This window comes from Chryseobacterium barbadense (assembly GCF_042849955.1).
Lineage (GTDB): Bacteria > Bacteroidota > Bacteroidia > Flavobacteriales > Weeksellaceae > Chryseobacterium.
The window spans coordinates 94,064-113,492 of sequence record NZ_BAAFHL010000002.1; the positions used below are offsets into that span (position 1 = coordinate 94,064).

Below are 19,429 nucleotides of genomic sequence, written 5' to 3' on the forward strand. Positions count from 1 at the left end.
AATGAATATGAAGAATGTGTTACTGCCGGTATTTTATTTACCACCCATTTCATGGTTCTCAGTTTTTCTGAACCCTGAAAACAATATTATATTTGAACAGTTTGAAAGCTTTCCAAAGCAGACGTATAGAAACAGAGCCAATATTTACGGGGCAAACGGGAAACTTTCATTGATTATTCCCATTAGTCACAATGGGAAAAGAGAATTAAAGGATATAGAGATCTCCGAATCCGAAGACTGGAGAAAGCTTCATTGGAAGTCGATCCAAACCGCGTATCAGAGCTCCCCGTATTTTGAGTATTATGAGGATAAAATCAGGAAAATTTTTGATATTAATGAAAAAAAACTGGTCGATTTTAATCTGAAAGGATTGGAAATCATCCAACAGATCTTAAAAACAGAAAAGGCACACTCTTTGAATGTAGAATATATCAAAAATCCTGACGAGATCAATTTCAGAGAGCGTTTTTCAGCTAAAATTCCTTCGGAATTTGAAATGGAAGAATACTATCAGACGTTCTCAGATAAGCTGGGGTTTTTAAAAGATTTGTCAATTTTGGACTTAATTTGTAACAAAGGGCCTGAATCTTTGACTTATATTAAAAATATTAAACATTTATACTAACATGAAAAAGGTATTATTAGCTGCTGTTTTTTTAGCGGGATTTAGCTTTACATATGCCCAGGAAGCCCAGGAAAAAGCTGTGGACCCTAAAGAGAATAAAGACTTAATGACGTGGTATCATAAAGATTATGCTACGGCAAAAGTATACGGAGTGAATACGGAAAATGCATATAAATTTCTAGAATCTAAAGGGTTGAAGCCGACAACTGTGGTTGTAGGAGTCTTGGACAGTGGAGTTCAGGTAGATCACCCGGGATTAGTTAAAAATATATGGACGAACCCAAATGAGGTTCCCAACAACGGAAAGGATGATGACGGGAACGGATACATCGATGATATTCACGGTTGGAACTTCATAGGAGGTAAAAATGGAGATGTTGATGTGGATAATATGGAAGTAACCAGAGTGGTTGCCAGATATAAACCAGTCTTTGAAGGAGAAGATTCTGCAAAAAATAAAGCGAATCAGGCTAAAATGCCGGAGGAATTTGCCATGTATATGAAATCCAAAGAGCTTTTCAGCAAGAAAAGTATGGAAGCAAAACAAAGCATGCAGACCTATACCATGATCAACGATTTAATTCCTAATATGGTTAAATTATTGAACGGTAAATCTGTAACGGCTGAAAATATTTCTGCTATTAAGCCTTCAACGGATCAAAAAGACGCTATTGCCCTTCAGATCTTAAATCAGGTGGCTCAAAGCCCGGAATTTAAAGGGAAATCTGCTGCGGAATTTGAAAAAGAAATGAAGTCGCAAATGAAAGAAGCGATAGACCATTTCGGACCTCAATCCAAGCAGTATGACGTGAACTATGATCCGAGAAAAGAAATCGTTGGAGACAACTATGATGACTATTCTGAAAAAAATTACGGAAACAATCACTATGAAGGGCCGGACGCAGAACACGGAACTCACGTGGCGGGTATCATTGCGGGACTTCCTCAGGGAAAAGAAATTCAGTACGGGGTTGCTTCAAAAGTAGCAAAAATTATGTCCGTAAGAACGGTTCCAAATGGGGATGAAAGAGATAAAGACGTTGCCAATGCAATCAGATATGCTGTTGATAACGGAGCTAAAATTTTGAATATGAGTTTTGGTAAACCCGTTTCTCCCGGCAAAAATGTAGTTTGGGATGCTTTCAAATATGCTCAGGATAAAGGAGTTCTTTTAGTAAAAGCGGCAGGAAATGAAAACGAAGACGTTGCTGAACACCTTGCTTATCCTACCAACTTTAAAAATGTTACAGATGAAAAGCCGTTTGTAAACAACGTTATTGTAGTGGGAGCAAGTACCAACAGAAACAATGAGCTCAGAGCAGGATTCTCCAATTTTAACAAAAAAATGGTGAATGTATTTGCTCCGGGTGAAGAAATTTATTCTACCGTTCCGAAAAATGAATACAGATACCTTCAGGGAACTTCAATGGCTTCTCCTGTAGTGGCAGGTGCAGCAGCAGTTCTGTTGTCTTATATGCCAAATCTTAAACCGGATCAGATTATTGAATCTTTAGTGAAATCTAGCAATCCAAATACAGAAAACCAGTTTGGAGACTACTCTCAGGCAGGAGGTGTTATCGATTTGAAAAAGGCAGCTGAATATGCTTACGCCAATTTCTATAACGGAAAATCATCTTCCGCTGCTAAAAAAGCTGTAAAGCCTGCTAAAAAGGTGAAAAAGCCTGCAGGGAAACCAATCAAGCTGTAAATTAGGATACTTACATTAAATTTATACTAGAAAAAGTCCCAATCTCTGGGACTTTTTCTTTTTTTTTACAATTTTGGCACGGTTTTTTGTAACTTTATTGTATCTAAAATAATAAACAGATATGAAAAAGTTACTACTTGCAGGAATGTTGGGAACATCACTTTTTGCAGTGTCTTGTTCCTCAGTTAACAATGCAAAAGCATCACAAAATCAGAGAGCAGAATTCCTTAAGATGAAGGGAGACTGGCAAATCGTAAGTATTGATTACGACAAACAGTATAAAATCAAACCTTTTGATGAAGGGGCAGACGCTCAGTGCTTCGTAGGAAGCCACTGGAGATTGATCCCTAATAATTATTCCGGGGCATATACTTTAAACGGTGGCGGATCTTGTCCTGCCGTTACGCAACCGATCAAGATCGACGCTACAGGAGGAAACACTTTCTCTTTCAAGAAAATTTATGCAGGAACAAAAGCTAAGCAAAATACTGCAGGATATACTTTGAACCTGATCAATCAGACTACAGACCAGTTTTCGCTTGAACAGAATGTTCCTTTTGATGGAAGCACAGTAAGGGTTGTGTACAATTTTCAAAGAACAGGAATGAAATAATTATTAATAATAAATATTCAATAAGATGAGATTTAACAAAACATATATCGGAGCATTTTTCTTATCATCAGCTTTGTTATTAACGAGCTGTGAAGCAGTTCAAAACTCAAACCACCAACAGAGAGGAACTGCGGTAGGGGCAGCTTCAGGAGCAGTAATTGGAGGTATTTTGGGGAATAATGTAGGAAAAGGTAAAAATGCTGCATTAGGCGCTGTATTAGGAGGTATTATTGGTGGTGTAGCCGGTAACGTTATTGGTTCTAAAATGGATAAGCAGGCTAAAGAAATTAAAGAAACTTTGCCTGGAGCTGAAGTAGAAAGAGTAGGAGACGGTATTAAAATTACCATGAGTGAAAGTATTGTTAACTTCGCTTTTGATTCATCAGATCTTACAAGCACAGCTAAAACCAACCTGGATAAACTGGCTCAGGTCCTTATCAACAATCCTGATACCAATATCAATATCTACGGACACACAGACAGCAAAGGTTCAGATGATTATAATATGGGACTTTCAGAAAGAAGAGCGAATTCCGTAAAAGCCTATTTATCAGCTAAAGGAATCGCTTCAAGCCGATTATTTGCTATGGGAGAAGGAGAAAGCATGCCGGTAGCAACTAATGATACAGAAGAAGGTAGAGCAAAAAACAGAAGAGTTGAATTTGCAATTACTGCCAACGAGAAAATGATTAATGATGCCCAGCAAGGACAGTAATTAATTAAACATATAAATATTTTCTTAAAAGACCGCTTCGGCGGTTTTTTTTGTATTTTTATGCTGGAAATTTTGAAATTACTATTTTTGCAATTGAAATAACATAAATGAAGAAATATCTGAAATTGCTGCGTGTAGAGCAATGGGTAAAGAATTTGTTTGTCTTTGTCCCGCTGTTTTTTTCCGGCAACATTACCAATCTGGACTTACTTACCAAAAGCATATTTGCTTTTATCATCTTTTCCCTCGCTGCCAGTGTAGTTTATATTCTTAATGATTATAATGATATTGAAGCAGATAAAAAACATCCTGAAAAAAGAAGAAGACCATTGGCAAGCGGAGCTATTTCAAAATCACAAGCGATAGGAATCCTTATAGGGTTAATTGCAGCTGACATTGCCCTTGTATTTTTCGCCCAGGCATATTTTCATCAGGATTTATGGAAATTTGCCACGATTATCCTTTTCTACTTCGTGATGAACCTGGCTTATACATTTAAATTAAAGCATGTTCCCATTATTGATATTTTTATTATTGCGATCGGGTTCGTTTTGAGAGTATTGGCAGGAGGATATATAACAGGGATCAGTATTTCCCAATGGGCGATCCTGCTGACATTCGTCTTAGCATTGGTTTTAGCTATTGGAAAAAGAAGAGGCGAACTTATCAACGCACAGGTTTCCGGAAAGACAAGAAGAGCATTGGACGGCTATAATGTGCAGTTTGCAGATATTGCCCTTTCCATATCCGTCACATTAGCTATTGTTTGCTACCTGATGTTTACCTTATCACCGGAAGTTCAGGACAGGTTTCATGAAAGAGTTTTTTATACCGTTATTTTTGTAGTATTTGCATTCCTAAGGTATCTGCAGCAGACCTTAGTGTATAACAGAACGGAATCGCCGACAAAAATTGTGTACAGAGACCGGTATATCCAGGTTACTTTATTACTATGGGTAGCCACATTTCTAATTCAAATTTATTTTAAAAAATGAAGCCGAATTTTATACAGAAGGTTACCAACTGGGGCAATTATCCGGTAGTGGAAAAAGAAATGAAATCGGATGACAGCTTCAGTAAAATAAAAGAATTTATACTCAGCCATAATGAAGTTATTGCCAGAGGAAACGGAAGATGTTATGGGGATGCTTCACTGGGCGAACATATATTTTCTACCAGAAAACTTAATAAACTGATCAGTTTTGACCGTTTAAACGGTGTAATGGAATGTGAATCCGGAGTTCTGCTTTCAGAAGTATTGGAAGTGGTGGTTCCGCAGGGATATTTTTTGTATGTGACTCCGGGAACCAAATTTGTTTCCATAGGTGGAGCTATTGCCTCTGATGTTCATGGAAAAAATCACCACGCCGAGGGCTGCTTTTCAGAATACGTGATTGAATTCAAGTTAATGAATGAAAACGGAGAAATTATTACCTGTTCCCGGGAAGAGAATGCAGATAAGTTCTGGGCGACGATTGGCGGAATGGGGCTCACCGGAATTATTCTGACCGCTAAATTCAAGCTTAAAAATATAGAAACGGCCTACATTCGTCAGGAAAGCATCAAAGCGGAGAACCTTGACGAAATTTTCAAACTGTTTGAAGAAAGTGAAAGCTGGACCTACACCGTTGCGTGGATTGACTGTCTTCAGAAAGGAAAAAACATAGGCAGAAGTATTTTGATGAGGGGTGAACATGCTTTTCAGCATGAGCTTCCTCAACATTTAAAGCAAAACCCATTGAGACTGAAAAAGAAATTCCAGCCAACAGTTCCTTTTTACTTTCCTAATTTTGTTCTGAATGCTCTTACCGTAAAGATTTTTAATGTATTGTATTATAAAAAGCAGGCCAAAAAAGAAGTTAAAAGCTTTATTGATTACGAAACCTTCTTTTACCCTTTAGACGCCATTAATGAGTGGAATAAAATTTATGGCAAGTCCGGGTTTATCCAATACCAAATGGTAATTCCGAAAGAAACAGGAAAAGAAGGAATGAAAAGAATACTGGAAACCATTGCCAATAGTGGAAACGGATCCTTTCTGGCTGTGCTAAAGCTGTTTGGAAAAAATAATCCGGAAGCTTACAATTCTTTCCCTTTTGAAGGCTATACCTTGGCATTAGACTTTAAGGTTAATTCAAAGCTGAAAAAACTGGTGGATCAGCTGGATCAGATCGTTCAGGAGTTTGGAGGCCGGATTTATCTGACGAAAGACAGTATGAGCAGATCTTCTCTGACCAATTATCTTAAAAACATTCAAAACCCAAAATTTGTGTCTTTACAGCACAAAAGAATCATAAATAATCACTAGCCAATGATAGTTCTGGGAAGTACGTCTGAAGTAGCGCAGGCTTTTGTGGAAAAAGCACTTCAGGAAGGAGAAAAATTTGAAAAAATATACCTCCTTACCTCAAATAAAGAAACTACGGAAAGATTTGCAAGACATATTGATGTGAAATTTCTTCAGCAATCTGAAGTGATTGAGCTGGATTTACTGAAAGAAATCGATTATAACCAATTTGATCATATTTATTCCAACCTGCTGTTTTGTGCCACCGGATATCTGGGTGAAGGAACGGAAGAAGGGCTTTATGATCATAAGAATACGGAAAGAATTATAGATATCAATTACTCCAGATTGATTCCGGTGATCAACTATTTTGCTCAGAAATTTGAAAGCAGGAGATCCGGAACCATTATCGGTTTATCTTCCGTTGCGGGTGACCGGGGAAGACAGAGTAATTTCATCTATGGAAGCGCAAAAGCAGCTTTCACGGCCTATTTAAGCGGATTGAGAAATTATCTTTTTGATAAAAAAGTTCACGTGCTGACCATAAAGCCCGGATTTATGGCTACAAAAATGACGGAAGGACTCCCTTTAAACCCTAAACTAACGGCGACTCCAAAGCAGGCGGCAGACTGTATTTATAAAGCTTACAAAAAACAAAAGAACGTCGCATACGTTTTACCGGTTTGGGGCGTTATTATGATGATCATCAGGAATATCCCTGAATTTATTTTCAAAAAATTAAAGCTTTAGCCTTATGAAGAAATTGTATTGTTTTGATTTTGACGGTACTATAACGTATAAAGATACCATGTTTATGTATCTTAAGTTTTATGATCCTGGCAAATTCCGACTACAATTTATTAAACATGTTCCGCTCTTTATTTTATTGAAATTAAAGCTTGCAGAGACTGAAAAGGTAAAAAAAAGCTTCATAGGCTCTATTCTTAAAGGGCAGACTAAAGAGAAGATAGAAAAAAAATCCAAAGAATTTTTTGAACATCACTATCCTAAAATTGTCCGTGAAAACGCACTGGATTTTATCAATCATATGGACCGCACTAATACTCAGAGTTTGCTGGTTACCGCTTCACTGGATATTTGGGCCAAACCTTTTGCTGATGCTTTGCAAATGCAGTTGGTTTCCACCAAAGCGGAGTTTAAGAACGGCATTTTTACGGGGAATTTTATCGGTAAAAATTGCAACGGAAAAGAAAAGCTTGTACGCATAAAAGAAGAAATCAGCAATTCTAAATTTGATAAAATTATAGCTTTCGGAGATACTTCGGGGGACAAGTATATGCTTAAATGGGCAAATGAAGGACATTACCAATTTTTTCATTAATTTTGGAATGTAAAAATGTAAAAATGAACAAACTGATTGTCTGGTGTTTTGCAATTCTTATGAGTTGTGTCAACACACCATCCCAAACATCCCAAAAATCTCAGAATATGCAGACCAATGCAGAAATTCTTGTATCAGAATCTCAGGGAGGAACAGGCCGTCCCGGATTTGTTATTTTAAAAAACGAACAGGAATTTTTGAAAGCAGTAAAAGGCGGAAGCTTTACAATTGGGGAAGTCGGCAAAGAACCTGCGGGTAATTATCCGGATTTTCCTGAAAATAAGAAAGTTATATTGTATAATCTGGGAGAATTCAGATCAGGAGATCATAAAATCACTGAAATAAAAAGTGTTTCAGTGAAGAATAATATCTTGTACGTTGAAGTTCCGCAATCCCTTTCAGGAGGAATGGAAATACAGGTGATTTCAAAACCATGGATGATTTTCACTGTGCCTTCCAATTACCAGTTCACTGCTGTAGAATTAAAATATTCCAAGTAAAAAGTAAAACTAAAAATGAATAAAGTCTATTTAGATAACGCTGCAACCACGCCTCTTTCAGAAGAAGTTATTGATGCCATGGTAAGCATCATGAAGACGAATTTTGGAAATCCATCCTCTACCCATAGTTTTGGACAGGAAGCAAAAATTCTGCTTGAAAATGTAAGAAGGCAGATTGCAGACTATCTGCATGTAACTCCTGCTGAAATTATCTTTACTTCATGCGGAACAGAATCCAATAACATGATCATTAAATCCGCCGTAGAGCATCTTGGCGTGGAAAGGATCATAAGTTCTCCTTTAGAGCACAAATGTGTTTCCGAAAGTATCTTGGATATGAAAAACAGAAAAGGAGTGGAAGTAGCTTACATCCGCCCTAATGAAAAAGGTGATATTGATCTCAATAAGCTGGAAGAACTTTTAAAATCTTCTGATAAAAAAACTTTAGTGAGCTTAATGCATGCTAACAATGAAATCGGAAATATTACAGATATCAAAAGGATTGCTGAATTATGTAAGGCGCATAACGCTCTTTTCCATTCAGATACTGTACAAACTATGGCTCATATGAACCTTGACTTTTCTCAGATTCAAGTTGATTTTGCTTCATGCAGCGCTCATAAATTCCATGGGCCGAAAGGCGTAGGATTTGCATTCATTAGAAAAGCAACGGGCCTTAAAGGGATTATTACCGGCGGACCTCAGGAAAGAAGCTTAAGAGCGGGAACTGAAAACGTAAGTGGGATTGTAGGGCTAGGCAAGGCCTTAGAATTGTCTTTGGACCATATGGAGGCTTATACCAACCATATGCAGGGGATTAAAGATTATGCCATTGAAAGATTATCTGCCGAAATTCCGGGGATTAAATTTAACGGAAGGAGTGCGGAAAAAGAAAATAGCCTGTATACGGTTTTAAGCGCATTATTGCCTTATAAAAATCCATTAATCGGCCTTCAGCTGGATATGAAAGGGGTAGCTGTTTCACAGGGAAGCGCCTGCTCTTCGGGAGCTTCAAAACCTTCTATGGTTATGATGATGGTATTATCTGAAGATGAAATGGATCAATGTACACCGTTACGTATTTCGTTTAGTCATCTGACCTCTAAAGAAGATATTGATACGTTAGTAACAGCTCTGAAAGAAATTTCAAATGACTTTGTTATAGAAAAAACAAATGCTCAGCATAGATAAGCTTATGGCTTAAAAGTGTTAATTTTGAACTGTAAATAATTGAAAATATAATATTAATTAAATAAAAATAAAATGGCTTTAGAAATTACAGATAGCTCATTCCAGGAAACGGTTTTAAAATCAGATAAACCTGTATTAGTAGACTTTTGGGCAGTATGGTGCGGACCTTGTAGAACGCTGGGACCGATTATTGAAGAAGTGGCTGCAGACTTCGAAGGAAAAGCAGTAGTAGGAAAAGTGGATGTTGATAACAACCAGGAAATTTCAATGCAATACGGAATCAGAAATATTCCTACGGTTCTTATTTTTAAAAATGGAGAAGTAGTGGATAAACTGGTAGGGGTAGCTCCTAAAGATGTTATCGCTGAAAAGCTAAGCGCACACTTGTAAAAAAATAACTTTGATAATGAACGCCTTCCAGCTATGGGAGGCATTTTTTTAAAAAATAATTTGCAGGTAACTAAAAAAGGTGTATTTTTGCAATCACAAAAAGAAACAAGCTCTTTTAAATTTAATGATCCGGTAGTTCAGCTGGTTAGAATGCCGCCCTGTCACGGCGGAGGTCGCGGGTTCGAGTCCCGTCCGGATCGCATAAGTTTTTATCAATTTACTTTAAAAAAATTGATCCGGTAGTTCAGCTGGTTAGAATGCCGCCCTGTCACGGCGGAGGTCGCGGGTTCGAGTCCCGTCCGGATCGCTACAAATAAAAAAGTCGCTAAATAGCGACTTTTTCTTTTAATACTATTTAGCAACGTATCTAAATAAAATTCTCATAGCCCTGCAGAAAAGAATTATATTATTTTATATATTTTTTTCCATTTGGCTACGGTATTTCTGCTAAGATTGAAGTGAATGGCCAATTGGGTATTATTCAATCTGTTTTTCTTCTGATAATTTAGGATCTTTAAAATCACTTGCTCATTGTAAGCACGATGCCTTTGGTTGGAAATCTGATTTTCATTTTCCTGCTGAGAAAAAATAATATCATTAAGTTTAATGACCTCCAGCTCAGAAATAGGATTTTGGGAAAGAATAACCTGGCAATACTTTTCTTTCTCAGGATATCTTAACTGGATTATATCCGAATAAATCTTATGGTAATCCGGTCTTGTATTCATTTTTTGTATTTGTGTATCCATTTATATAAAGTAGTTTTTGGAATTTTGTATTCATTAATAATTTGTAGTTTGGTTTTTTCCCCATTTTCTAATAAATCAAGAATAAAATCAATCATATTTTTTGTATAAATATTCTTTCGGAATTGAGGCAGGTTCGATTTATGACGAGGTTCACCTTTTTCAGCAGCCGATGAGGGTGAAAATAGTATCAAATGCTGGCTGTACACTCTGAAAAAATCATAACCCAAAAGTTTGCTCCATCTTAAAAGGATTTCTGTATCAAGACTATCAGCTTCATACATCTGGTGAACTTCTGTTTCTGTACGTTTCAGAAAACTACAGATACGGGATAGCTCCATATCATTTTCCCGGACAGCCTGACTGATTAAACGACCTATATGAATGTTTTTGAAATTTTCCATTTTTATTATAATATCATTTCTATATTAATATGTTTTACACGATTATTTTCAAAAAATAGATAAAGTTTTTTTCGCTTTTGCCACCATTTTGTATTTAAATGATACACCCAGATATTATTTGAAAAAAAATAAGGTTGTTTCCCAGTTCTTTCAAAACCTCAGTTTTTGTTTTTCCAATAATGTATGCATACTTAATGCTGAATTTCATTATTCTTAATGATCGTTACAGTGATAATTATTTTACCGTTACTAAAAGATAAATTCCCTTCGGATTTTCATATTATAATGACATTTGTGTTTTGATTTTAACTCTCTGTCCGAAGGGAAATTTAGACTATGGTCTCCAATAGCTCCACTTGCTTCCGTTGAAAACGGCAAGGCGTTTTGCTCCCGCTTTATTGATGTACACCATCATTCCGGGGCTTGGGCTCGGAATATTATCTGTAGATGCCACTATAGGTAGTATCATTGCTTTTGTGGCAGATTCTAAAACCAATACACCATCTGATGTGGTAGTTACTGCCCCAATTATTGTTTTAGCAGTACTTTCCGTAACACCGGTTGGCTGTTGGGCAAGCGCGGCGGTAATATCTGCATTCTGTCCGCTTAAATCTGTCCAGCCGTTGGTTCCTGCTATGCTGTTGGCATTATAGTATTTTACCCGTGCAGTGGTTGCTGTACTGGCATCTAAAATAATGGTTCCTTCTGTAGGAGATGCGGGGATAGTTCTCACATAAGGCAAAATAATTCCTTTGTTGCCGGTATTGGCAAATTCTAATAATACAGAGGTCTTTGCTGTTGCTGTTCCCGTCTGGTCACCAATAATAATTTGTGAAAACGCTGTAGAGGATAGGGCTACTGTTATAAGCGATAATATAATTTTTATATTTTTCATTGATTTTGTTTTTGAAGAGTTTAAAAAAGTTTTAGGGCTTTCTTCGTTATGGACATGCTGGATTTGAAAAACAGCTCCATGCAGCACCATCATAAATCTTTAAGCATTTGGCAGTCGTATCATACACCATCATCCCTTCCTGCGGATTTGTAATAGAAGATAAACCGGCTGTTGATACACGGGTTACGACAAATCCTTTGGTATTGGATTCTAAAACGGCATGTGCTGATTTACGAACCATTGGCCATTGATTGGTTGTTGGTGTAGTGCCATTTTGATTTCCAGCCCGTTTCAGAAGGGTAATTCCGAATTTGGAATCTATTCCCGTTGAGGTAGATGGATTGTTGTAGCAGGCACAGCTATTTACGGTTGCATTTTGTGATGATCCGATACCCTGTCCCCGGTCTCCACCAATGTCAGCAGCACCACCGGAATTTACAACCAAAGGAACGCCTTGTGCGTTTACACAGGTCACCGAAGCACATAAGTTTTGGTTACTTGCCATAGAACCCGTTACAACAGTACCTCCTGCTGTTACCAATTGGGAAACAGTTACATTTTCATCACCTTCCATTGCGTCTACACAACCATCATTATCTGAGTCTAAATCCAGGTGATTGGGAATATTGTCACCATCGGGGTCACAGGTTACATATAAATCTTCAGAACCAATCGCAATATTGTAAACTCCCGTTCCAAAATTAGTGGAACCTAAATTTTGCCATGTTGGAGTTAAAGCAGTAGGAGTCGTTGTAGAGTAAACAATCGTACGATTAGCATTGTCATTATTTGCTACATTTGCAGAATAGTACATGAAATAGAAAACGCCGTCATCTACAGCCATATCTTTTAATTCATAGGTATAACCACCACTTGTAAATGAGTATACTCTTCCATTGACTGTCCCCATCAATACCCATGGAACTGTAGTCGGATCTGGCGAGCTGTATAAGGTAAAAGCATTAGTGGTACCAACTCTTTTCCAATGATAAAAAATGCCATTATCATAGGCTAAGTTTAGGAAACCGGTTCCTATATTGGCATTGCCTAAATTGGTAAACGTTCCGTTAATAATATTATTGGTATACAATAGATTTCCTGCGGCATCTACGGTATAATACTTACTGTCATCATACGCAAGATTGGTTACGCTTCCGGTTATATTTGTACTTTTATATAAAGAACCATATGGATTAACACTACAGTTAATTACAGGGCAGACAAATGTAGAACCAATCCCATCTAATTGTTTATATAGGTCTAAAAAGTTAGTAGATGAAATATTATCATCATACAAATGATACACGGGATGATTGGTGATAGAAGGGCATTCTACCGTATCCAATATTCCGTCATTGTCATCATCCAGATCAAGATCATCCGTAATGCCGTCACCATCAGAGTCTTGAACTAAAACACTCTTGTAAACACCCGATTGATAGGAGCCTGCCGAGGGTTCCTGAATTTTAACCGGATTAGCCTTTGCATTAAAATAAGTAAAACCTGAATGTAAAAGGTCTTCCTGTCCGCTTGTCGCAAAGCTTTTGCTTGTAAAAGCTACGTTCATTTGGGCATGAATGGCAGCCCCGGCTATGAGACATAACCATCCTGAAAAATTTTTTTTCATCATATTTTTAATTAAAGTAGATTATAATGCTGAATCTGTTTGTTTGTGTTTTTATCTTGAAAATAATACAATCGTCATTGTTGTTTTCATCGAATTGGAATCACTTGCTGTGGCATTTAGATAGGTTGGTGCTACAGTAGGGTCTTTGTTAAATACGGTAGTTCCTATCCAGGATTTAGCCTGTACCGAAAAGGTGTAAGCGGTACCGGCTGTTAGGGGAACCAGCCTGGTCGTTGTGGAATAATTTCCCAGGCGATTAAGATTTTGCCCATCCCAGGAAGAATAGTACTGGGATGATATTTTTGCCCCGTTTTGTAATAGATCAATACTTCCCTGTACATTTGAACCTGCTGCTGAGGGCAATGGCAATGCAGATACTGTAACCATAGCATTCACATTGACAGTCGGAGTGAAAGTTATGGTAACTCCGTCAATAGGTAGTGCCTGACCTGCAGGAATACTTACAAGATTGTTTCCCTGTGCAAAGTAACTTCCGTTCTGTAAGCCCACTACACTGGCGTTTTGCTTCACAACACCATTTCCGTCAACGGTAAGGATGTTATTTCCTGAATTTCCCGGCTGTAAACCTTCCAATCTCAAAGGATCCGCCCCGGAGACTATATGCAGTGTATTAGTAGGATTGGTTGTGTTGATTCCTACATTACCGGTCTGGGCAAATAAAAGACCGGATAAAAAGCTGAAATACAATGGTAAAATGGTCAATAAAATTTTTGCCATTTTTTTTGCCAATCGGGCTTTGTAAAAAGAATTTTTTCTAATCATAACAACTTTTTTAAATTTTAATAAGGTATTGTGTAATTGTTTGTTTTTCAACTTTGGATGCGGTTACATTTTGGTGACAATTAAATAATAACTTGTATTGCTTCCGGCGGGTACATTCAGATAACATTCATCATGTGTGAACTGATTGGGTTCACCACTTATGTATTGTAAGAACAGGGCTATTTTCTGATTAGGTACTGTTGTCTGTAATACTTGCGTCAATACCTGAGGATTGGCAAAAGCATAAGAGGTATTGGTAGTATTCCCGGAATTATCTCTTGTTGAGTTTAAGATACCTCTTGCAATGGTATTAGTAGTGTAAGTTGTTCCGGACGCGGTAGCAAACACCGTATTTACCTGCATTTGCCCGGTTAAGGTATAGTTTTGAGTGCTGTTGTATCTATTGCAGCGGAGAGATCCCCAAAATTCAAAAGAATATACACCGGGTTCAGGGATGATTACATATTTTACATTGCTCACCACCTGCCCATTAACTGTAGCTGTAGCATCTGTCCCGAAGGTAAACCCTGCAGTATTGCCTTTTAGGCCGACATCATTACCTATCGGAATATTAGTATATTGATTTGAGTCATACAGAGAAAAACCTCCTGTAAAAGTTGGTGAGCCTGTATAAGTAGAAGGATAGTTAGAGGCTTGCTGATAATATAAATATTTAACCGTACCAGGTACTCCAACTCCATTAAAGGAACCATCTATTCCTAGTTTGTTGAAGGGAGGTGTGTAGGCTGGTGAAGACAATGCCGGTAAATTTTCATGCCTTATATTCAGGCTTCCTGCAGAATTTACATGTAGTAAGGCAGCGGGAACAGAAGCTCCTATATTAATTCCCACATTGCCTGCATTGGTTACTTTCACCAATTCTGTTGCAGACGAATTGTTCACCTCCAGAGCCTTTGTAATATTGGTGTTGTCTTTAGACACTATATCCAGCATTGCAGAGGGTGTTGCCGTGTTGATCCCAATCTGATTTTGTTGAGCAGATAAAAAACACGAAACAAGGGTTAGTATGAAGAATATTTTATTCATTTTGTTTGTGCAGTTTTTTATTATAATTTGGAAATAATCAAGGCTACTTTCTTATCAAGACCGGTAGGCGTTGAAAGAGAGCACACATTGGTATTGAACTGATCTGCAGTTCCCCAATTGACAAATAAGGCAATTTTCTGGTTGGGGGAGGTGGTTTCTACAATCGTAAATACATTATTTTGTGCAGGATAGTTATATTGCCCCGTGTTTAGGTTACCGGCACTATCCCGTAAAGGAAAAGCATTGTTACGTATAGTAGATTGTTCTGCATAAGCAGTACTTCCGGAAGAAGCCAGATAAATGCCGCTTCCTATGCCCAGAAAATTGGCGCCCCCACTAGAGCCGGATGGGGAACCGGTACAATTGGTATAGTAATTTAAATTCAGTTTATATACCCCCGGACTGGGAATAGTAATATACACTACATTGGTTACCGCATCATTGGCACCGCTGGTCCTGCTGAGCGTTGCCGAAGCATCAGAACCCAGCGTCACGCCCAGGGAATTGCTAAGAATACCGGTAGCCTGGAATGGTAAATTATAATATATGGCGCTGCTGTAAAGAGAAAAACTTGAGGTAACCTGAGTATTATCAATAGTAATATATGAGTAGAGCGCAACAGGGGTATAAGTGCCCACATATCCGTTTGCGTCTATGGCTAAAGGAGTGACACCGGATGTGAGCTGTGGCAGGTTTTCGTATCGGATATTCCCATTGGTGTGTAGTTTTGCCGTGGGAGCAGGTACATTGATTCCGGTATTTCCGTTGTCCAGAATAGTAAAAATCTCCGTTCCTGAAGAATTGTTTACCTCAAAAGCCTTTGTTGCCGAAGTATTTCCTTTTGAGAGAATATCTAAAGTAGCGGAAGGGTTATTTTGGTTAATCCCCACTTGGGCGTGCCCAGACATAAAAGAAAGCAATAAGCCTGCTAAAAAATTTTTTTTCATCATAAACTTGTTCAATTTTTAATTATTTGAGTAAATGGAGATACTAAAATAAGGCAGCCCTTCAGGTAATAGCTTACAACCATCTCATCTAAATTGATGAGTGAGGTACAGGTATTTCATTACAAGAAATTACTGCCCTATATAGTACATTTGTGTTTATGGTGACAAATTTATATCAGAACCTAATTATAAAGATAAAAACAGGCTTAACATAGGTATAACACTTATGTAACATTTTGATTTACAATGTTATATTAATTTTGTTTCAAAAGTCGAAACCAAGAAGTTTAACTAAAAAACGATTTGGAAGTGTTAATTATCCGTAAGAGATTTAAGGAAATGATAGAGATCTACATCCGATCCCAGGTTGAGTTTTTTTCTCAATCTGTTCTTTTTTATCTGTACAGATTTGTGTTGCATAAAAGTAAACTCGGCAATGTCTTTAGAAGAAAATCCCAGCCAGATTAACGCACAGAATGAAAGGTTGGCCTGGGTGAGATCCGGATTTAATTCTAGGAGCTTTTGGACCACGTTAGGATAAACTTCCTGGAATTTTTCCAGAAACCCCATATCATTATTTTTTGCCAGTTGGATTAAATCTTCATGAGCTCCTGCAATCCTTTTTTCTAATTTTTTTGTTTCATCTTCTTTCTGGGAAATGATTTTTTTGCTTTCTGCGATCAGTTTCTTTTTTTTATTATTCTGATAATACAGGTAGGCAAACACCAGAAAACATAGGCCCAGCAAAATACTGACATTGATGAGGGTCTTTTTTTTAAGAATTTCCTTTTCTTCGGCTGTTTCCTGTTCTATATTTTTTAGTGTCAAATCTATACCCTTGGCCTGTTGCTGGCCTAAACTATCTTTCAGCTTTACGTAATGTTCCAGATATTCTTTTTCTTTTTCTATATTTCCCAGATTTCTATAGCATAATGCCAAGAGCTGATATATATTTTGGGTGTGACCATTGTTTTTTAATTTTTCATTATATTCAAGAGATTGATGTAAATAGCTGATGGCCTTTTCATAATTCTTTTCCCTGAAAAAATATTGGGCATAGTAATAATATACAACAGAAACTTCATAGCTATTTGTTTCTTTTTTCTTTTGATTGATTACATTGAGAGCTCTGTCTAAATAGACTTTGGCAGAGTCCTGATTAGGTTGATATTCTATATAAAAGTTAGCTATAGACGAAGCAATATGCGGGCTTTCATATAGCTTTATTGATTTATGTAAATAAAATAAAACAGAATCTAATTCTTTGGTATCATATAAAAAATTTACCCTTGAAGAATAGACGTAGTATAAGAATTTACTCCTTCTGTCCTTGTCTTCAATTTTATTTCCATAATAGCCCGCCTTAGAATTATATGTTAACCCTGTTTTTATAAGGTTCATATTATAATATGTCTGAGAATATTCCTGATAAATTTTAGCACGGGTGAAAAAATCAACCCCATGGTCATCAGATAATTTTTTGGCAATGTTTAAATTTTTAATACTTTCTTCATCTTTCCCTAAATTCCAATATTGATTTGCGAGATTAATATGAGCCCAAATTATTCCTCTGGTATAATTTTCTTTTTTCATTTTTTCCAGCATTTCCATATTCCACAGAATGATCTTCTCTCTGGGAATATTATTTTTCCCCATTTCTTTAGGCTTATTCAGAAGAATGGAATCGTACTTTTTGTAAATATTTTGAGAAAGCAGCATTGCTGATGAGGATAATAGCCCAACAGTAATGATGAATTGAAATAGGTATTTAAAGTATTTCATTAAATACGAAAATAGAAAAATACACGGAATAAATATCGGGTTTAAAGTTTTCTTTTAACTATTTGTTCTGAATTCTCTGAGTTTAATATGCTATTACAGATACAGAGGTCCATTTTTATACCAAGTGATATACAATTAATCAGATTGTATTGATGATTTTTCTAATCCGTTTTTTTACGGTAATTTTTCAAAGTATTTTTATTATTAGATTTTAGGTCTGATATTTGTACTGCAGTAGCGAAACTAAATGACCTGTTTTATTTTATGAACAAATTTGTGAAAAAATCATTTCTGTACACATGCTTATGTGCTTTATTACTGGTTTCATGTAAAAAAGAAATAGAAAAAATAAGCGATACTTTTAAAGATTCTTCTTCTATGGAATCTCCGTCCCAAAAGAAGGACTCTATCAAAAAGGATTCTGTAGTGGTAAAAGAATCTATACCTCCTCAAATGAAGGATAACGGATTTTATGGAGCTTTCATACTTCCCAAAGATAAAAAGCTGAGAGATTCCATGTTTTCGGTTTTCAATAAGCAGTATACCGAGAAGGAGCGTTATGCAATTCTTGCTCTCAACAGGCTTGATTCTAAAAATAAATGGAATGCGGACACCCTGGTGGTTCCCGTAAAAATAGATACGACTCTGATGGCTTATTCACCTTTCCCGATGCAGCTGGATGTATTGAGCGAAGTAAAGAAGTTTATTGTTTTTTCCTATCCTATTCAGGCTTATGGAGTATATTCTAACGGGAGTCTGGTAAAATGGGGACCAACAAGTATGGGAAAAAAAGCGGCACAAACCAAGAGAGGACTGATGTTCGCCAATTGGAAAAAGAAATTGGCTATCTCTACAGTAAGTAGTGAATGGAAGCTTCCTTATAATTTTAATATTCACAATACGGGAGGAATCGGATGGCATCAGTATGATCTTCCCGGGTATCCTGCCTCACATTCCTGTCTTCGGTTATTGATGAAAGATGCTCAATGGCTGTATTCTTATGCCGATACCTGGATTTTGAACCCGGGAGGAGCTACATTAAAAGCTAATGGAACACCGGTAATAGTCTTTGGAGATTATAAATGGGGTGGCAGAAAGCCTTGGAGAAAGCTATTGGATGATCCTAATGCAAATAATATTTCCATAGAGGAAATGACTAAGCTCATTGAGCCTAATCTTGAAAAAATGCTGAAAGAGCAGGCTAACAGGGAAAAGGTGGCCGATTCTATTAAAGCTGCGAAAGCCTTAGAGCTGGAAGCAAAAGAAACTGCGGAAGATAAACCTGTGGGAGAAGCTCTGCATTAGTTCTTTTTTTCAAACTGTAAAGTAGACTCCTCGGCAAACTTTCTGAGCTTTTGCATTTCGTTTTTAGCTTTAGTCTGTCCGAATCTTGCGGCGGCGTACGTTAAGCCTATACAGACGAGCATAGCAAATGAAGCGTTCAGGGCCCAGGGAAATTCCTTGCTGTTAATTTGTTTTTCCACATAGTACATGGTGAAAAAAGTCATCCATAATATTGAGAATGAAAAATAGAGAAACATGAAGAACGTCCATACTGCGGAGCTTGGCCCGAATACACCTCTTATGGTGGTCTGCTCATCTTCGGTTTCTATTCTTAGTGACAACCTGGGTTTCCAGTAATTATCGTTTTCAGTTTCTACGAAAATAGTAGCAACCTCCTTATTGATATTGCCAGAAAATTCACCTTTATGCTCATTGAGGTAGGTCCTGAGGTTTTCGGCATATTCTTCCTTGCTGAGATCAGTAAACATTTTGAACCTCGGTCTGGTTCTTATTTTGTCTAAAGTGGTTTCTTCGGTTTTCATA

At 37.2% G+C, this 19,429-nt stretch carries 21 protein-coding genes and 2 tRNA genes; 14 read left to right on the top strand and 9 right to left on the bottom strand.

Annotated elements, in window-relative coordinates; all coding sequences use genetic code 11:
- Position 1: 1 nt before the first annotated feature.
- The 13 genes from ACGHIN_RS02720 (at position 2) to ACGHIN_RS02780 (ending at position 9,678) form a co-directional block, all read left to right on the top strand.
- Positions 2-625: a WbqC family protein gene (locus ACGHIN_RS02720; protein WP_390450588.1), complete on the top strand. Its 624-nt coding sequence runs from the start codon at positions 2-4 to the stop codon at positions 623-625.
- Position 626: 1 nt separating this feature from the next.
- Positions 627-2,333 carry a S8 family serine peptidase gene (locus ACGHIN_RS02725; RefSeq protein ID WP_390450590.1) on the top strand — a complete coding sequence of 569 codons (1,707 nt, stop codon included), beginning with the start codon at positions 627-629 and terminating at the stop codon, positions 2,331-2,333.
- A 121-nt stretch (positions 2,334-2,454) separates the two neighbouring features.
- Positions 2,455-2,946: a hypothetical protein gene (locus ACGHIN_RS02730; RefSeq protein WP_390450592.1), complete on the top strand. Its 492-nt coding sequence runs from the start codon at positions 2,455-2,457 to the stop codon at positions 2,944-2,946.
- Positions 2,947-2,971: 25 nt separating this feature from the next.
- Positions 2,972-3,661, top strand: coding sequence for a YiaD family glycine zipper/OmpA-like lipoprotein (locus tag ACGHIN_RS02735; protein ID WP_390450594.1), 690 nt, complete (start codon positions 2,972-2,974; stop codon positions 3,659-3,661).
- A 107-nt stretch (positions 3,662-3,768) separates the two neighbouring features.
- Positions 3,769-4,656, top strand: coding sequence for a decaprenyl-phosphate phosphoribosyltransferase (locus ACGHIN_RS02740; protein ID WP_390450596.1), 888 nt, complete (start codon positions 3,769-3,771; stop codon positions 4,654-4,656).
- A complete protein-coding gene (locus ACGHIN_RS02745) occupies positions 4,653-5,969 on the top strand; it encodes an FAD-binding oxidoreductase (protein WP_390450598.1) in 1,317 nt (438 codons plus the stop codon). Before ACGHIN_RS02740 ends, ACGHIN_RS02745 begins: the two co-directional genes overlap by 4 nt.
- Positions 5,970-5,972: 3 nt before the next feature.
- Positions 5,973-6,698: an SDR family NAD(P)-dependent oxidoreductase gene (locus tag ACGHIN_RS02750; protein ID WP_390450600.1), complete on the top strand. Its 726-nt coding sequence runs from the start codon at positions 5,973-5,975 to the stop codon at positions 6,696-6,698.
- 4 nt (positions 6,699-6,702) lie between these two features.
- Positions 6,703-7,290, top strand: a complete 588-nt coding sequence (locus tag ACGHIN_RS02755) for an HAD family hydrolase (protein ID WP_390450602.1) — start codon at positions 6,703-6,705, stop codon at positions 7,288-7,290.
- Between the two features lie 23 nt (positions 7,291-7,313).
- A complete protein-coding gene (locus ACGHIN_RS02760; RefSeq protein WP_390450604.1) occupies positions 7,314-7,790 on the top strand; it encodes a hypothetical protein in 477 nt (158 codons plus the stop codon).
- 15 nt (positions 7,791-7,805) lie between these two features.
- The gene (locus ACGHIN_RS02765) at positions 7,806-8,981 is read left to right on the top strand and encodes a cysteine desulfurase family protein (protein WP_390450606.1); all 1,176 of its coding nucleotides are present in this window, start codon (positions 7,806-7,808) and stop codon (positions 8,979-8,981) included.
- Positions 8,982-9,053: 72 nt separating this feature from the next.
- Positions 9,054-9,371, top strand: coding sequence for a thioredoxin (gene trxA, locus ACGHIN_RS02770; protein WP_123262984.1), 318 nt, complete (start codon positions 9,054-9,056; stop codon positions 9,369-9,371).
- Between the two features lie 126 nt (positions 9,372-9,497).
- Positions 9,498-9,571 (top strand) — tRNA-Asp (locus tag ACGHIN_RS02775).
- A 33-nt stretch (positions 9,572-9,604) separates the two neighbouring features.
- A tRNA-Asp gene (locus ACGHIN_RS02780) sits at positions 9,605-9,678 on the top strand.
- A gap of 94 nt (positions 9,679-9,772) precedes the next feature.
- On the opposite strand, the gene ACGHIN_RS02785 is transcribed toward ACGHIN_RS02780, so the two are convergent.
- From ACGHIN_RS02785 to ACGHIN_RS02820, 8 genes are all read right to left on the bottom strand, one after another.
- Positions 9,773-10,099, bottom strand: a complete 327-nt coding sequence (locus ACGHIN_RS02785) for a helix-turn-helix domain-containing protein (protein ID WP_390450607.1) — start codon at positions 10,097-10,099, stop codon at positions 9,773-9,775.
- The gene (locus ACGHIN_RS02790; RefSeq protein ID WP_390450608.1) at positions 10,096-10,521 is read right to left on the bottom strand and encodes a transposase; all 426 of its coding nucleotides are present in this window, start codon (positions 10,519-10,521) and stop codon (positions 10,096-10,098) included. The genes ACGHIN_RS02785 and ACGHIN_RS02790 overlap by 4 nt, the downstream gene beginning before the upstream one ends.
- A gap of 334 nt (positions 10,522-10,855) precedes the next feature.
- Positions 10,856-11,416: a hypothetical protein gene (locus ACGHIN_RS02795; protein WP_390450610.1), complete on the bottom strand. Its 561-nt coding sequence runs from the start codon at positions 11,414-11,416 to the stop codon at positions 10,856-10,858.
- Between the two features lie 46 nt (positions 11,417-11,462).
- Positions 11,463-13,046 (bottom strand): hypothetical protein, encoded by a 1,584-nt coding sequence (locus ACGHIN_RS02800; RefSeq protein ID WP_390450612.1) that lies wholly within the window; start codon positions 13,044-13,046, stop codon positions 11,463-11,465.
- 48 nt (positions 13,047-13,094) lie between these two features.
- The gene (locus ACGHIN_RS02805) at positions 13,095-13,781 is read right to left on the bottom strand and encodes a hypothetical protein (RefSeq protein ID WP_390450614.1); all 687 of its coding nucleotides are present in this window, start codon (positions 13,779-13,781) and stop codon (positions 13,095-13,097) included.
- Positions 13,782-13,889: 108 nt separating this feature from the next.
- Positions 13,890-14,873, bottom strand: coding sequence for a hypothetical protein (locus ACGHIN_RS02810; protein ID WP_390450616.1), 984 nt, complete (start codon positions 14,871-14,873; stop codon positions 13,890-13,892).
- Between the two features lie 20 nt (positions 14,874-14,893).
- Positions 14,894-15,823, bottom strand: a complete 930-nt coding sequence (locus ACGHIN_RS02815; RefSeq protein ID WP_390450618.1) for a hypothetical protein — start codon at positions 15,821-15,823, stop codon at positions 14,894-14,896.
- 309 nt (positions 15,824-16,132) lie between these two features.
- Positions 16,133-17,602: a tetratricopeptide repeat protein gene (locus tag ACGHIN_RS02820; RefSeq protein ID WP_390450620.1), complete on the bottom strand. Its 1,470-nt coding sequence runs from the start codon at positions 17,600-17,602 to the stop codon at positions 16,133-16,135.
- 276 nt (positions 17,603-17,878) lie between these two features.
- Between ACGHIN_RS02820 and ACGHIN_RS02825 the strand changes: the two genes are divergently transcribed.
- On the top strand, positions 17,879-18,907 hold the full coding sequence (locus ACGHIN_RS02825; RefSeq protein ID WP_390450622.1) for a L,D-transpeptidase: 1,029 nt from the start codon (positions 17,879-17,881) through the stop codon (positions 18,905-18,907).
- Here ACGHIN_RS02825 and ACGHIN_RS02830 read toward each other — a convergent pair.
- Complete coding sequence (locus ACGHIN_RS02830) at positions 18,904-19,428, bottom strand: hypothetical protein (RefSeq protein WP_390450624.1); 525 nt, start codon at positions 19,426-19,428, stop codon at positions 18,904-18,906. The two genes, ACGHIN_RS02825 and ACGHIN_RS02830, sit on opposite strands and share 4 nt — an antisense overlap.
- Between the last annotated feature and the right edge of the window lies 1 nt (position 19,429).

Bases quoted from the DNA above. Each gene is read 5' to 3' on its own strand.
- ACGHIN_RS02720 (WP_390450588.1), top strand. From the start codon at position 2: ATGAATATGAAGAATGTGTTACTGCCGGTATTTTATTTACCACCCATT.
- ACGHIN_RS02725 (WP_390450590.1), top strand. From the start codon at position 627: ATGAAAAAGGTATTATTAGCTGCTGTTTTTTTAGCGGGATTTAGCTTT.
- ACGHIN_RS02730 (WP_390450592.1), top strand. From the start codon at position 2,455: ATGAAAAAGTTACTACTTGCAGGAATGTTGGGAACATCACTTTTTGCA.
- ACGHIN_RS02735 (WP_390450594.1), top strand. From the start codon at position 2,972: ATGAGATTTAACAAAACATATATCGGAGCATTTTTCTTATCATCAGCT.
- ACGHIN_RS02740 (WP_390450596.1), top strand. From the start codon at position 3,769: ATGAAGAAATATCTGAAATTGCTGCGTGTAGAGCAATGGGTAAAGAAT.
- ACGHIN_RS02745 (WP_390450598.1), top strand. From the start codon at position 4,653: ATGAAGCCGAATTTTATACAGAAGGTTACCAACTGGGGCAATTATCCG.
- ACGHIN_RS02750 (WP_390450600.1), top strand. From the start codon at position 5,973: ATGATAGTTCTGGGAAGTACGTCTGAAGTAGCGCAGGCTTTTGTGGAA.
- ACGHIN_RS02755 (WP_390450602.1), top strand. From the start codon at position 6,703: ATGAAGAAATTGTATTGTTTTGATTTTGACGGTACTATAACGTATAAA.
- ACGHIN_RS02760 (WP_390450604.1), top strand. From the start codon at position 7,314: ATGAACAAACTGATTGTCTGGTGTTTTGCAATTCTTATGAGTTGTGTC.
- ACGHIN_RS02765 (WP_390450606.1), top strand. From the start codon at position 7,806: ATGAATAAAGTCTATTTAGATAACGCTGCAACCACGCCTCTTTCAGAA.
- trxA (WP_123262984.1), top strand. From the start codon at position 9,054: ATGGCTTTAGAAATTACAGATAGCTCATTCCAGGAAACGGTTTTAAAA.
- ACGHIN_RS02785 (WP_390450607.1), bottom strand. From the start codon at position 10,099: ATGAATACAAGACCGGATTACCATAAGATTTATTCGGATATAATCCAG.
- ACGHIN_RS02790 (WP_390450608.1), bottom strand. From the start codon at position 10,521: ATGGAAAATTTCAAAAACATTCATATAGGTCGTTTAATCAGTCAGGCT.
- ACGHIN_RS02795 (WP_390450610.1), bottom strand. From the start codon at position 11,416: ATGAAAAATATAAAAATTATATTATCGCTTATAACAGTAGCCCTATCC.
- ACGHIN_RS02800 (WP_390450612.1), bottom strand. From the start codon at position 13,046: ATGATGAAAAAAAATTTTTCAGGATGGTTATGTCTCATAGCCGGGGCT.
- ACGHIN_RS02805 (WP_390450614.1), bottom strand. From the start codon at position 13,781: ATGGCAAAAATTTTATTGACCATTTTACCATTGTATTTCAGCTTTTTA.
- ACGHIN_RS02810 (WP_390450616.1), bottom strand. From the start codon at position 14,873: ATGAATAAAATATTCTTCATACTAACCCTTGTTTCGTGTTTTTTATCT.
- ACGHIN_RS02815 (WP_390450618.1), bottom strand. From the start codon at position 15,823: ATGATGAAAAAAAATTTTTTAGCAGGCTTATTGCTTTCTTTTATGTCT.
- ACGHIN_RS02820 (WP_390450620.1), bottom strand. From the start codon at position 17,602: ATGAAATACTTTAAATACCTATTTCAATTCATCATTACTGTTGGGCTA.
- ACGHIN_RS02830 (WP_390450624.1), bottom strand. From the start codon at position 19,428: ATGAAAACCGAAGAAACCACTTTAGACAAAATAAGAACCAGACCGAGG.